The sequence below is a fragment of the Pseudomonas sp. ES4 genome, assembly GCF_050586665.1.
GTDB classification, from domain to species: Bacteria; Pseudomonadota; Gammaproteobacteria; order Pseudomonadales; family Pseudomonadaceae; genus Aquipseudomonas; species Aquipseudomonas frederiksbergensis.
Map to the genome: position 1 here is coordinate 144,639 of NZ_JBOBDO010000005.1, position 13,272 is coordinate 157,910.

The window sequence follows — 13,272 nt, forward strand, 5'->3', positions numbered from 1 at the left end:
AAGCAGCCGTGACCGAAGAAACGGATATGCCCCCAACATCAAGTGAACAGCATCACCATCACCGTCAGAAACTCGCCTTGACCGACACCATGAAGTTGCGAGGATCACCGTAGTAATTACCGAAGGTCTCGGTACCGATAGTGGCGTAGTAACGCTTGTCGAACAGGTTGTTGCCGTTCAACGCCACCGACCAGGTGTCATCGATGCGGTAGCCGATGCGACCGTTCCAGATCGCATAACCCGACTGGCTGATCTTTTCCCCGCTGACCGGAGACACCCGGAAGTTATCGCTCTGCGCGTTGACCCCAGCACCGACAGTGAACCGCTCGAGTGACCCGCTCAGGGCATAATCGCCCCACATGCGCAACACATGCCGAGGCACATAACTGTTGAACGCTGCGCCATTGAGACTGGTGTCGATGTCGTCGAGGGTCTTGGTCTGCGTGTAGGTGTAACCCGCGAGCAATTGGAGTCGCTCGATGACTTCACCACTGATCTCGGCCTCGAAACCCTGGGCGCGAACTTTTCCGGCGTTGACGTAGCAGTAGCCATCCGATGACGGGCAACTTGAGTTGTAGTCAGTCTGCGCCTGGTCCTTCTGGATAGTCCGGAACAGGTTGAAAGAGCTGTTCAGGCGACCGTCGAACCAGGCGCCCTTGATGCCCAACTCATAGCTCTGGCCTACGAGCGGTTTGAGAGCGGACCCGTCTTCCGATCGAAAATTGCCTTGCGGGGTAAAAATATCCGAGTAGCTGGCGTAGGCCGTCAGGTTTTCGTTCAGGTCCAGCAGCAGGCCGGCAAACGGCGTGACCTGGCCCGTCTCCGTAGTGCTGGAGTGTTCCGAGGTGCCGGAATTAATGAACACCGAATCGGTGTCTGAGCTGTACCAACTCACCCGACTGCCAGCCACCAGGGTCAGAGGATCCGCCAGCTTCAGGCGCAACGTAGAGTAAACGCCCTTCTGCCGGATGACTGAATTGACCGGCCCACCGCGTGACGAGTTGTCGATGAAGTAACTGTCGTCCGGCTCCGGAATATGCTTGTCGGGATTGAACACATTCTGTCGCTGCGGCAGAAACGCCACCGAGTAGAAGTCGTCTTTTTTCGAATGGCTGGCGTTGAACCCCACCACCAATTCATGTTGCTGACCGAACGCGCCGAACTTGCCATCCACGTACGCGTCAAGTCCGTAATCGACCTGATCGTAGTCGTACATGCTACCGAGGACGCCGGTGGTGCCTACGCCGGGTGTCACCGATCCGGAGGCGAACGCGTATTTGATGTCCTGAGTGTTCTTTGTATAAACGCTGGCGACCTTCAACGCCCAGTCTTCATTGATCTGATGTTTCAGGTCGCTGAAGACGGTGGTTCGCTGGCTGCGCCAGGTGTTCCAGGAAGGGTCGAGGCAGGTCGAGCGACTGAGTTTCAGATCACTGCCGTCCTTGTAACGCGGCAGGCCGCCCCAGCAAGGGCTGGCGTCGATGTCTTCATAGGCAACGCCCAGGCCGAGGGTTGTATCGGGATTCAGATCGACGTCGAGCGCGCCGTAGTACACCTGGTCCTTGCGACTGGCGTCGTCAACAAAATAGTGTCGGCTCTGCTCGGCGACGACGGCGCGTCCGCGAATGGTGCCGGACTCATTCAGCGGGCCACCGGTGTCGACCTGTCCACGATAGTTGTCCCAGCTGCCGCCGGACAGCGTGATGTCGGTATGTGGATCGGCCTGACCGCGCTTGCGAACGAAGTTCACCCCGCCAGCGGTGCCACCCGAGCCTTTCATCATCCCCGCGGCCCCCCGCAGGATTTCGACCCGATCGTAATACGCCATGTCACCGCTGAAACTGTCGGCCTGGACATAGAGATTGCCCATATCCAGCGGCACGCCGTCGTACTGGTACTGGCCCGACATCCGGAACCCGCGCGAATAGAAATATTTGCCGCCCATGGTCGAGTCGTAGACGGTAATGCCCGGGGTCTTTTCCATGACCTGATCGATGGTGTTGAGGTTCTGGTCATCGAGCATCTTGCGGGTCATCACCGTGATCGATTGCGGTGTCTCTTTCAGGGAGTGCTCACCCTTGCCGATAGTCACCGCTCCCGTCGTGTATGAGCCGCTGTTCTCGGTAGTCGCGCCCAGCATCTGCCCATTGATGTTGGTAGCACCCAACTCCAGCGCCGAACCGGCAGCGGGAACTGGCCGCAGTACGTAAGTGCCATTGGCCTGGGGATTGGCTTGCAGGCCGCTGCCGCCAAGAATGCGCGCGAAGCCTTCACTGACCCCGAACGCACCTTTGAGCCCGGGAGATTTCAACCCTTCGGTTTGTCGCGCATCAAAGGAAATGGCGGCACCCGCAGCACTGGCGAAATGGCTGAGGACTTCGGTCAGGCTGCCAGGCGCAATGTCGAAGGACTGCACCGAATTTTGTTGTTGCGCCGGGGCTGCGGTCGCTGCAACTGGCCATACGCACATCGACGTTGCCACGACTAATCCGACCTTCACTGCAATCGCCAGACGACCTGGCGTGTACACCCGAGACATGCTTACCCTCCCCCAAAACCAATCAATAAAAACTCACTGAGGGATGAGCCGAACGATGTGTATGAAAAGTGCAAAGGCAACAAAACTTTTTGTGCGCTGCGTGCGCTACTGCAAATCGCTACCCGAAACAGTGACCCAGTAACGGCTGTATCGGCTGACGCGAAGGGAGAAACCGCTCTCCAGCGCGGCCAGCGCCAGGTCGGTGTCATCGATGGGAAACGCGCCAGACACCCTTAAATTGGCAATGCGCGGATCACAACGCAGCACCCCGGTGCGATAGCGCGAAAGGTCGGCCAACAACTCGTCCAAGGGACGATCGATGGCGATGATACTGCCTCGCTGCCACGCGCCTGCCGATGCATCGTTGCGCCGTACCGTCCCCAGCGAGATGGCATTGAAGCCGATAGCCTGGCCAGCTTCGAGGCGCACGGTCGATCCACCGCCAGAGGTGACTTCCACCGCTTTCTCAAGCACCGCCACCTCGCCACTCTCACTTTGGGACCGAACGATAAAACGCGTCCCCAGCGCCAGCACCTCGCCATGGCGGGTGACCACCTTGAACGGCCGCTGCGAAGGATCGACAGCGGTGGTGACGAGAATCTCGCCCCGCAACAGTTCCAGCACGCGTTGATGAGTGTCGAAACGCAGGTTGACCACGGTGTCGGTGTTCAGCAGCAACGAACTGCCATCCGCCAGACGAAACTCCCGGCGCTCACCCACGGCGGTGCGGAAATCGGCAAGCAGGTCTTGGGTTGTTTCACTGCGCCATCCGGACCAGCCCAGCGAACCGGCCGACGCCAATACCAACACACTGCGCAATACCTGGCGGCGGGATCGCTCGGCCCCCCGCAAGGCCGGCGAAGCCAGGGCGCCCGGCACGCTGCTCATCTGCTCGCCGACAACGGCCATGCGCTGCCAGGCCTGGCGATGTGCAGGATCAGCAACCAGCCAGTCATTCCACGCCGCACGATCCGAATCGGTCGCGACGCCGGACTGCAGCCGGGCGTACCACCGGGCGGCGATGCTGATCGCCTTTAACTCGACGGGCGACAGGCTCATGCGAGCTGCAACCGGATCTGCATCAGGCAGCAATGTTCCATGGCCTTGGCCATGTGATTGTTGACCGTGCGCACGCTGACACTCAGGCGCTCGGCAATTTGCGGATAGGTCAGGCCATCGAACTGAGACAGGATGAACGTTTGCTTGACCTTCGGCCCCAGCCCTTGCAGCAAACGGTCGATTTCCATCAGGGCCTGCAACAGGATCGCCTGTTCCTCCAACGAGGGCTGTTGCCATTCGGGCATGGCGGCCAAGGCTTCCAGATAGGACTGCTCCAGCGAGCGCCGACGGAACAGATCGATCAGCAAGCCCTTGGCGATCATTGACAGGTAAGGTCGCGGCTCGCGAATCTCCAGCGCGTTGCGCGCCTTGATGACCCGGACGAAGGTGTCCTGCGCCAGGTCCGCCGCATCGAAGGCATTGCCCAGCCGTTTGCGCAGCCAGCCGTTGAGCCAACCGTGATGGTCGCAATACAGATCATTGACAGCGCTGCGCAGGGACAAATCGTTGACGGTCATGACAATAGAATAATTCGCGAGTGATAATGACTCGCATTGTCATCCGTGCAGGCGGTGATTGGCAATAGCCACCTTAGGCAAAAACCACCCTCTCACTCTAAGTCCTTGAGCACCTCAAACGTGACTTGATCGGGATAGAAGGCCATATAGCCGCGAATCTGCTCGACCGACACTTTGGGGTCTTCATAGCTCCACACCGCGTTAGCGCCCTCATGTCCCGGGATTTGCAGACTGAAATAGCTGGCATCGCCCTTATAGGGGCAATAACTCGTGTGATCGGTGCGGGCAAAGTACTTTTCATCGATGTCTTCACGCGGTACGTAATACACCGGAGGGTAGTTGGCCTCGAGCAACACCAGCGCTCGTGCGGACGCGGCCACCTGGATGCCGTGAAACTTCACAAGCAGGCAGCCCGGCTGCTCTGCAATGGTGATGACAGGACTAGGACCGGTGCTTTTCATGAAATACGTTCCTCATGACGGTGATGGACCTGCAGGTGCGAGCGATGCGCGATTTATTAGGTATACCTCATGTTTTGCACTCATGACGGCTTCGCAGCCGAACGGGAGAGAGCCTCCTCGCCGATAGCGATCAGTGGGCTGAGAAGTCTGTGCAATGAATCGCAACGCACCAACTGTACATCCATACAGATAAAGATTGCCCCATCGCTCTTCAGCCGCCATCCTGTGCACCTCTCGACAGTTGATGAGCGATGGTGGTTATGCGGCTGTACCTCTGTGAAAAACCTTCCCAGGCCAAAGACATTGCGGCCGTCCTCGGCGCCAGGCGTCGTGGCGACGGCTGCTGGCTGGGAACGGACGTCACGGTAACCTGGTGCATCGGCCATCTGCTGGAAACCGCGCCGCCCGACGCCTATGACGCGCGTTACAAGCGATGGGTGCTGGCGGACCTGCCGATCATTCCAGAGAAGTGGAAAATGACCGTCAAGCCGCGTACGGCCAGCCAATACAAAGCGGTCAAGCGGCTGCTCGGCGAGGCCAGCGAACTGGTGATCGCCACCGACGCCGACCGTGAGGGCGAGATGATCGCCCGGGAACTGGTGGAGCATTGCCGTTATCGCGGGCCGATCCAGCGGCTATGGCTGTCGGCGCTGGACGATGCATCGATCCGCAAGGCATTGGCGGCACCGAAGCCGGGGGCAGAGACCTTTAGCCTTTACCATTCGGCACTCGGGCGCTCGCGGGCCGACTGGCTGATCGGGATGAACATGAGTCGGCTGTTCACGCTGTTGGGGCGTCAGTCCGGTTATCAGGGCGTATTGCCGGTCGGTCGGGTGCAAACGCCGACCCTGCGCCTGGTGGTGGATCGCGATCGCAGCATCGCCGATTTCGTGCCAGTCGCCTATTGGGCCATCGATGTGCAACTGCTGCACGACGGCACTACGTTCACCGCCCAGTGGCGTGCAGCCTCAGAGGTTTGCGACGATCAGGATCGCTGCCTGAATCAGGCGTTGGCGCAGCAAGCAGCGGCGGCAATCGGCATTGCGGCGAGTGCCCGGGTGATCAAACTGCGTACCGAGCGAATGCGCGAAGTGGCCCCCCTGCCCTTCGATCTGGGCACCTTGCAGGAAGTCTGCTCGAAGAAGCTCGGGCTCGGCGCCCAGGAAACCCTCGACATCGCCCAGGCGCTGTACGAAACCCACAAGGTCATCACCTATCCACGCAGCGACTGCGGTTATCTGCCCGTGAGTCAGCACAGCGAAGCTCCGGGCATACTTGCTGCGCTGAGGCAGGCTGATCCGGCGCTGAACGCCTTGAACGATTTCCTCGAGCCCCAGCGTCGCTCAAGGGCCTGGAACGACGCCAAGGTCAGCGCTCACCACGGCATCATCCCCACCGCTGCGGCGAAAAACCTCGAGCGGCTGGCGGGCAAGCAGCGGGCGGTCTACACCCTGATCCGCGCGCGTTACCTGGCGCAGTTTCTGCCCAACCATGAATACGACAGGACCCAGGCCGACTTCGACTGCGCCGGTGAAGCCTTGCGTGCCGTCGGCAAGCAGATCGTCGAGCCCGGCTGGAAACGCGCCCTGCCCGAGGCCCTCGCCCCGGCCAAGGGCCGGGAAGCACCGCCGCCGCAAACATTGCCGGCATTGGCTGAAGGACGTGACTGCGCAGTGGCCGACGTCAAGCTCAAGGACCTCTGGACGCAACCACCCAAACCGTTCACCGAAGGCGACCTGATCAAGGCGATGAAGAACGTCGCCAAACTGGTGGAAGATCCGCTGCTCAAACAGAAACTCAAGGACACCACCGGCATCGGCACTGAAGCGACCCGCGCTTCGATCATCCAGGGCCTGCTCGACCGGGGTTATCTGATCAAGAACGGCAAGGCCCTGGCCGCCACCCCGGCCGCGTTCAGCCTGATCGATGCCGTGCCGCGAGCCATCGCCGACCCGGGCACCACAGCCATTTGGGAGCAAGCGCTGGACATGGTGCAGAGCGGCGAGATGAGCCTGGAAGAATTCGTCACCAAACAGGCCGCGTGGATGAGCAAACAGGTGGCCCGTTGCGCCGGGCTGAGCCTGACCATCAGCGGACCGGCAAGCCCCGCCGGGCGCGGTGCAACACCGTGGAAAAACAAACGCAAGCCCGCCAAACGCAAGCCCTCGACGGGTACCAAACGCGCGGCAAAACCGGCGAGCAAGACCTGAGGGGATTTCGAGCGAGCCTGAATGGACTATGTTCTTCAGAGTCAGCTGAGATACTCCCCAAGTTACGCACCAGGCAACAACCCTGCTTTCTGCGAGGTACGATCATGGCGACAATCAGCAGCCAGCCCTTGATTGAACTGCACGCCGCACAGCGCGACGAACTGGAAACGATTGAAAACCTGATGCAGTTCTACCTGTATGACTTCAGCGAGTGGCTGCCGCTGAAGCTCGGTGAGCATGGCTTCTTCAACGCTCAGCCCAAACCGGGCTACTGGCGCAACCCCGCCACCCGGCCGTTTTTGATCAAGGTTAATGGAGAATTGGCCGGTTTCGTGACGGTGGATGATGAAACCCAAGTTCCCGGCGCCGAGTACAACATCGGCTACTTCTTTGTCAGTCGACGCTTTCGTGGCCAAGGCGTCGCGAAGTTTGTCGTTTCCGCCCTCTTGAGCCGGTTCCCCGGTCAATGGCAAATTTTCCACCTCGACGTGAATCAACCTGCGCAGCGGTTCTGGGCTCGGGTCCTGCCTGATCTCACCCATGGCGAGTTCACCCTGCATCAGCAGCCGGTAGACGGTTATCCCTGCACCGTTTACCGATTCCAGACATCGCTGCCATCGTCCTGACTGGCGCGTTCCCCTAGCGCTTTTTAATTCCAAACAACTTTGTCCGACAATATGTAGTGACCAAAAATAATCACTACAAAACCGTTGACGCCTCCGATTTGCCCTTGCATGATGCAGACGTCTCCCCGATCGGGAGTACAGGCAACACGTTTGAGCAAGCTCGTCTGACCGCCGAGCTGTTTTTCCCGGATACACGCTGCCCACAAGGCAGATTGAAGAAGCTGACCTGGCCTGAACGTCCAGTACAAGGACGAGAAGCGCTGGCGATCAATCCTCATGAAGCTTGTGACCGACCCCTTAAAAGGTTGGCAGTGGCCTGAAGGTTTTCGCTGCTTCTCCTCGTTGTGACGCTATTGCGTAGCAGTTATTCAACACGACTACATGCAACAGACGCGGGACCCCGTCAATTTGGCGGCTGACTGCTGACGTCCTGGTTTCGGTGCCAGGGATCAACTAACCGATGGGCTACCTGTATTAGCGAATCAACTTTGAAAGATCACCAAATGGTCAAGGGGCTTACTATGAATCTGAACAATCAACCCACTATCGATGAACTGGCTCATCTGTTCGCTGCGCAAAAAGACAGCCATGACAGCCATATTCTGTGGATCAGCAAGTCGGGCCAGGTGCATATCGACTGCCTGTCGCCTCACGCTCATGAAGCGGAGTTCGACAAGAACAACCAGAACCTGCTCGCCCGACTGAAGATGTACCGTCGCGGCCAAGGCTATGTCGGCAAGAAAGCCGCGGCTGACAAGGACTTCATCGGTAACGTTCTGCAAACGCTGAAACAGGCGTGGGCCTCGATGCAGAACCAGAACGAAGTTCGGGTGATTGACCGGTTCTACTGACACCTGCACACCCCATCCATAAAAAGGCCTCGCTCGTTACATCGAGCGGGGCCTTTTTGTTTGCCTCATGCGCACCAAACACCGCTATCGTTAACCGTGTGCACTGGATCATTGGAGGTTTGTGATGAACATACAACTGACAGGCTTGCTGTTACTCGTAATGGCTAGTGCTGCCCATGCAAACACCGTCACCGGCGTGCCGTTGTTCGATGCTGACTGCCCCGGCAACATCATTGTTCATGCGGATCAGGACGGACCGGTGTTGATCAATAGCAAGGAAGCCGAGACCAAAGCCATTGACGATCGCCGTTTCGAAGCCAGGGGTTCGGGCGTCATCATCTCGATCACTCTCTCCGATGACGACTCGGTCACGGTGTCCTCCACGGGCAAGGCGCCCAATGGTGTGTGTGAATTAATAGAAGACTGACGTCGTCGACTCACCGGCAGCCGCACCCAACACCAGCTCCATAAAAGCCACCGACGCTGCGCTGTGATAGTTGTTTTTGCGTCGAAGCAGCGCGGCCCCTCGTTTGGGCGACTCGCCCAACAACGGGATTTTGCGCAACGCCCGGTCCTCGGTGGCAATGGGCTCAGGAAGAATGGTGGCGATGGCCGTGTGCCGAATGACTTCCAGCAAGGTACTCACCGAATTGACCTCGATCACCACCTTCGGCGTGATTTGCTCCTGGGCAAAGTACTCATCAATGCGGGTACGAGTAACGAAATCGGGGGTCAACAACGCAAACTCCAGTTTCGCGACCTCTTGCGCGGACAACGCGACCTGGCTTTCGTATAACGGGTGATCACGCCCCACCATGACGCCCAAGGTCTCGGTAAACGCCGGGATCGACTCGATGTCAGCATTTCTGACCTGGGTAAACGCGATGGCGATGTCCAGTGAGTCATCCACCAGCCCCGCCTCGATGTCATCCATCGACAGCTCGAAAATCTGTAGATGGATGTTTGGATACCGCGTCAGGTAATCGCGCACCAGCGGCCCCACCAGGTACGCCATGAACGTTGGGGTCATGGCCAGTCGCAGGGTGCCTCGGGACAAGTCCTTTACGTCATGCAGCGCACGTTTGCCTGCCTCCAGTTCCACCAGCACCCGACGAGCACATTCGATGTAGGCCTCTCCCGCATCGGTGGGTTTCACCGTGCGCGAGGTTCGATCGAACAGGCTGACGCCCAGGGTTTCTTCCAGTTGCCGGATCTGTTGGGACAGGGTCGGCTGCGAAACGTGAAGTGCCTCGGCGGCGCGGGTGAAACCGCCGTGGTCGGCGACCGCCAGTAAATAGCGCAAATGTCGGAGCAGCATGAGGAAACCACCATCTATAGGCTGTGCTTATGCGCTGCATTGTATATCGGTCTTGGACGCTATGGATCGATCGGCAGAAGATGGCTCCACACCCAAGCAACCTCACTCCCGACAGGAGAATCACCATGCAACAGTCCCACGCCTACAGCGACCCAAGCCTGGCCCTGACCACGTCGATCCTCGATGCAAAAGCGCGCAAAAACCTGTCATGGCAGGACCTGACTGACGGCACCGGCCTCGGGCTGGCCTACGTCACTGCCGCCCTGCTCGGTCAGCACCCGCTGCCGGAAAGCGCCGCCAAAGTGATTGGCGAGAAGCTGGACCTGGACGCCGACACCGTTGCCCGCCTGCAGATCATCCCGTTGCGCGGCAGCCTCTCGGGTGTCCCGACCGACCCGACCATCTACCGCTTCTACGAAATGATCCAGATTTACGGCACCACCCTCAAAGCCCTGGTTCATGAGCAATTCGGCGACGGCATCATCAGTGCAATCAACTTCAAGCTCGACATGAAAAAAGTCGAAGACCCGGAAGGCGGCTCCCGCGCGGTGATCACCCTCGACGGCAAGTTCCTGCCACTGCGTCCGTTCTAAACGGATGACAGGCGAGTCGAGTTTCCACCTGTGACACACGATTCCCTGTAGCAGCTGCCGAGCCTGCGAGGCTGCGTTCGGCTGCGCAGCAGTCGCCTGGATCTGGCGAGGACTACGTCCTCGAACGCAGCCTCGCAAGCTCGGCAGCTGCTACAAAACAATCATTTGATTCACGTAGAGGACATCGCCATGAAAGCGCTCATCGAAGGTTTTTTGAAGTTCCAGAAAGACGCCTTTCCACAACGCACCGACCTGTTCAAGCACCTGGCCACCACCCAGCATCCGGGCACGCTGTTCATCACCTGCTCCGACAGCCGTGTCGTGCCAGAACTGCTGACCCAACAAGAACCCGGTGAACTGTTTGTGATCCGCAATGCCGGCAACATCGTGCCCTCCTACAGCCCTCACCCCGGCGGTGTGTCGGCTACGGTCGAATATGCGGTCGCGGTGCTTGGAGTCACCGATATTGTGATCTGCGGGCACTCGGACTGTGGCGCCATGACCGCCGTCGCCAAGTGCACATGCATGGACCACTTGCCCGCCGTCAGCGGCTGGTTGCAACACGCCGAGTCAGCGAAAGTCATCAACGAATCGCGTCCGCACGCCAATGAAGCGGCGAAGGTGAGTTCAATGGTTCGGGAGAATGTCATCGCGCAACTGGCCAATATCCAGACGCATCCGAGCGTGCGCCTGGCTCAGGAGAAAGGCCTGTTGAATTTGCATGGTTGGGTCTACGACATCGAGACCGGTTCCATCGAGGCACTGGATGCCGACAGCCACCGTTTTGTGGCGCTCGCCGAGTATCCGGACACCTGCGCCCTTCAAGCCCGAGCCATAGAAGCAGCCTGAAGTGTGTATCCATTGGCAGATAGACGATCGACGCAACGCTCCCGGCTCACGGGAGCGTTGCACTGACACCATCGACCGGGTTATTTATCGTCGATCCTTGTTGACGATTGTGGCCGACTCTCAGGGGCCTCTTCCGCGTTGGGTGGTTGTTGAGTACTGCCTGGCGTGAACACGTGAGTCAGCAAGTCTCTGGCATCCACTTCGACAACCCCCGGAACCGAACGGGCCAAAGCAACCGCCCGCTCACACTGTTTGTGGGTGTTGACGCGACCGCTCAATGCCACCGTCCCCCCATGGGTTTTCACATGGATTTGCAGGCCAAAGCTGGGTTCGGCCATTGCCAGGGCTGACTTCACCCTGGCGGTAATCCACGTGTCGTGAACGCCCCTTTCCAGATCATGAGAGTATTGTTGGAAGGAATGAAGTTTCATGGTGTAACCCTCTCTCCGTCATCTGGTGCACTGCCCGTCCCTTGGCGGTGCAACCTTGACGCTCGGGCGAGCGTTATGGACATCTGATTCGTTTGGAGTGCTCGCCACGCCCGTACGGACGCACATTAAGTATAGTGCGGCCGTTGACTGGGATCGTGGTGCTGGATCAGCGTTTGACCGACAGATCCATCTGGGTCATGCGACTGCGGATCGTGAACACCCCATCTCCCGAGAGAATCGCACTACGAGCAAACAGGCGACCGCTCTCCCAGTTCGAAAGCCCCAGTTCCGGCTTGTTCAGTGCGTACTGTCCGTCGACCCAGCGGGTAATCCCGTTACCGACAAAAGGTGCGTTGACCGCGTTGTAGAAGCGGTCCTGAGCCGCTGCATCTTCACTGATCAGCGACACGGTGAACTGCGGGCTATAGCGATTGAACAAGGCGATGGCGCTGTCCAGGTCATCGACAATCTTCAGGCTGACTTCCGGGGTTTCTTCCCATTCCCACTCGCGGCCCAACTGGTCCTCGGGCAGCGGTTCGGCCAACGCTTCGGTCTGATAGCCTTCGGCGCGGTACACCTCAACACTGGCGGTCTGCCAATCGGTCGGCAGGTATTGCTCGCTGCCTTCGGCAATGTGCAATTTGCAGCCCTGCCCGCGAGCGGTGCCGGCCTGTTGCAGCGCGTCGAGGAACAGCGGCAACAGTTGTGCGACACGGTCACGGTGAATCAGGCAGACGTTCATCGTGTTGCAGACTTTGCGATCCAGCGAGTTGCGCACTACCGCGGCAAAGCGCTGGGCATCGGCATCCTTGTCGGCGATCAGCCAGGCGCCACCGGTGCCGTGCAGGCTGACGGCGGTGCCGGCCTGTTGGGCGATGCTGCCCAACTGGCTGACGGCGCGCCCCGAGCCACGGGCCACCGCCAGTGACAGGCGTCGGTCGGCGAACATTGCCCAACCGGCCGCGTGATTGACGCTTTCTACCAGCGACACCGCGCCGGCAGGCAACCCTGCGTCGCTCAGTGCCGGATTCAGCGCGTGGGTGACGATGGCTTGCGCCGTGCCCAACGCATCGCTGCCGATTCGCAACACCGCTGTGTTACCTGTGCGCAACACACCGGCGGCGTCGGCGAAAACATTCGGCCGGCCTTCGAAGACGAACGCGACGATGCCCAGCGGAGAAACCACTTGCTCGACTTTCCAGCCGTCATGCTCGACGCAACTGACCACCTTGCCGCGCGTAGCCGACGCATCGCGCCAGGCCCTGAGGCCGGCGATCATGTCGCGGCGCATGCGTTCATCCGCCAGAAGGCGCGTGGTGGAGCGCCCGCGGGCCTTGGCTCGTTCGATATCGGCCAGGTTGGCGGCTTCGATCAAAGCCCAGCAGGCAGGGTCTTCCAGGCGTTGGGCGAAGCGATCGAAGAACTCGCTGATGGCTTGATCGGAAACCGCGGATATTGCGCTGAAAGCCGCTTCCGCCCGCTCGATTGCAATGGCCGCCGCTTGCTGGTCGACTACCGGAATCAGCAACAATTCGCCGCTGACCTGCTCCACCAGCAAATGGTCCCCGGGCTGAAAACGCGCGGCCAATTCGGGGCTGACCACAGAGACACGATTCCCGGCGAAAGGGATAGCTGTGCCAGCGACTAGACGTTCGAGCGCAAGAGACATGAAGCGGTTTCACCATGCAGGGGGCGGCCGGAAAATGTATAGGAAAATCCCTGGAGCGTCATTAACCGCACGCCTGGCCACTGATCGAAAACCCGGCGGCCCGTTTCCTCGCTAAAAGCATTTCCGGTTTTCCAGGATGGCCGTCGAG

General features: G+C 59.4%; 13 protein-coding genes. 6 read left to right on the forward strand and 7 right to left on the reverse strand.

Annotated elements, in window-relative coordinates:
* Positions 1 to 64 precede the first annotated feature (64 nt).
* The 4 genes from ACQ4OB_RS08005 to ACQ4OB_RS08020 all read right to left on the reverse strand — a co-directional run bounded on the left by ACQ4OB_RS08005 (position 65) and on the right by ACQ4OB_RS08020 (position 4,577).
* Positions 65 to 2,539 carry a TonB-dependent siderophore receptor gene (locus ACQ4OB_RS08005; RefSeq protein WP_430955444.1) on the reverse strand — a complete coding sequence of 825 codons (2,475 nt, stop codon included), beginning with the start codon at positions 2,537 to 2,539 and terminating at the stop codon, positions 65 to 67.
* A 105-nt stretch (positions 2,540 to 2,644) separates the two neighbouring features.
* Positions 2,645 to 3,598: a FecR domain-containing protein gene (locus tag ACQ4OB_RS08010; protein ID WP_430955445.1), complete on the reverse strand. Its 954-nt coding sequence runs from the start codon at positions 3,596 to 3,598 to the stop codon at positions 2,645 to 2,647.
* Positions 3,595 to 4,116: a sigma-70 family RNA polymerase sigma factor gene (locus ACQ4OB_RS08015; protein ID WP_074875948.1), complete on the reverse strand. Its 522-nt coding sequence runs from the start codon at positions 4,114 to 4,116 to the stop codon at positions 3,595 to 3,597. Before ACQ4OB_RS08015 ends, ACQ4OB_RS08010 begins: the two co-directional genes overlap by 4 nt.
* 92 nt (positions 4,117 to 4,208) lie before the next feature.
* Entirely contained in the window at positions 4,209 to 4,577 is a 369-nt protein-coding gene (locus ACQ4OB_RS08020) for a DUF427 domain-containing protein (protein WP_430955446.1), read from the reverse strand.
* Positions 4,578 to 4,837: 260 nt separating this feature from the next.
* Between ACQ4OB_RS08020 and ACQ4OB_RS08025 the strand changes: the two genes are divergently transcribed.
* The 4 genes from ACQ4OB_RS08025 (at position 4,838) to ACQ4OB_RS08040 (ending at position 8,691) form a co-directional block, all read left to right on the forward strand.
* The gene (locus ACQ4OB_RS08025; protein ID WP_430955447.1) at positions 4,838 to 6,787 is read left to right on the forward strand and encodes a DNA topoisomerase III; all 1,950 of its coding nucleotides are present in this window, start codon (positions 4,838 to 4,840) and stop codon (positions 6,785 to 6,787) included.
* Positions 6,788 to 6,891: 104 nt separating this feature from the next.
* Positions 6,892 to 7,413, forward strand: a complete 522-nt coding sequence (locus tag ACQ4OB_RS08030) for a GNAT family N-acetyltransferase (protein WP_074875942.1) — start codon at positions 6,892 to 6,894, stop codon at positions 7,411 to 7,413.
* Between the two features lie 521 nt (positions 7,414 to 7,934).
* Positions 7,935 to 8,264 (forward strand): hypothetical protein, encoded by a 330-nt coding sequence (locus ACQ4OB_RS08035; protein ID WP_074875936.1) that lies wholly within the window; start codon positions 7,935 to 7,937, stop codon positions 8,262 to 8,264.
* A gap of 124 nt (positions 8,265 to 8,388) precedes the next feature.
* Complete coding sequence (locus tag ACQ4OB_RS08040) at positions 8,389 to 8,691, forward strand: hypothetical protein (RefSeq protein ID WP_074875934.1); 303 nt, start codon at positions 8,389 to 8,391, stop codon at positions 8,689 to 8,691.
* Here the strand turns inward: ACQ4OB_RS08040 and cynR are convergent.
* On the reverse strand, positions 8,677 to 9,582 hold the full coding sequence (gene cynR / locus ACQ4OB_RS08045) for a transcriptional regulator CynR (protein ID WP_430955448.1): 906 nt from the start codon (positions 9,580 to 9,582) through the stop codon (positions 8,677 to 8,679). The genes ACQ4OB_RS08040 and cynR overlap by 15 nt on opposite strands.
* Before the next feature lie 125 nt (positions 9,583 to 9,707).
* Here cynR and cynS point away from each other — a divergent pair, with 125 nt between their 5' ends.
* Positions 9,708 to 10,175: a cyanase gene (cynS, locus tag ACQ4OB_RS08050; RefSeq protein WP_074875931.1), complete on the forward strand. Its 468-nt coding sequence runs from the start codon at positions 9,708 to 9,710 to the stop codon at positions 10,173 to 10,175.
* A 189-nt stretch (positions 10,176 to 10,364) separates the two neighbouring features.
* The gene (locus ACQ4OB_RS08055) at positions 10,365 to 11,024 is read left to right on the forward strand and encodes a carbonic anhydrase (protein WP_430955449.1); all 660 of its coding nucleotides are present in this window, start codon (positions 10,365 to 10,367) and stop codon (positions 11,022 to 11,024) included.
* Positions 11,025 to 11,104: 80 nt separating this feature from the next.
* On the opposite strand, the gene ACQ4OB_RS08060 is transcribed toward ACQ4OB_RS08055, so the two are convergent.
* The gene (locus tag ACQ4OB_RS08060; RefSeq protein ID WP_074875927.1) at positions 11,105 to 11,455 is read right to left on the reverse strand and encodes a BON domain-containing protein; all 351 of its coding nucleotides are present in this window, start codon (positions 11,453 to 11,455) and stop codon (positions 11,105 to 11,107) included.
* A gap of 166 nt (positions 11,456 to 11,621) precedes the next feature.
* Positions 11,622 to 13,124 (reverse strand): aldehyde dehydrogenase family protein, encoded by a 1,503-nt coding sequence (locus ACQ4OB_RS08065; protein ID WP_430955450.1) that lies wholly within the window; start codon positions 13,122 to 13,124, stop codon positions 11,622 to 11,624.
* Positions 13,125 to 13,272 lie beyond the last annotated feature (148 nt).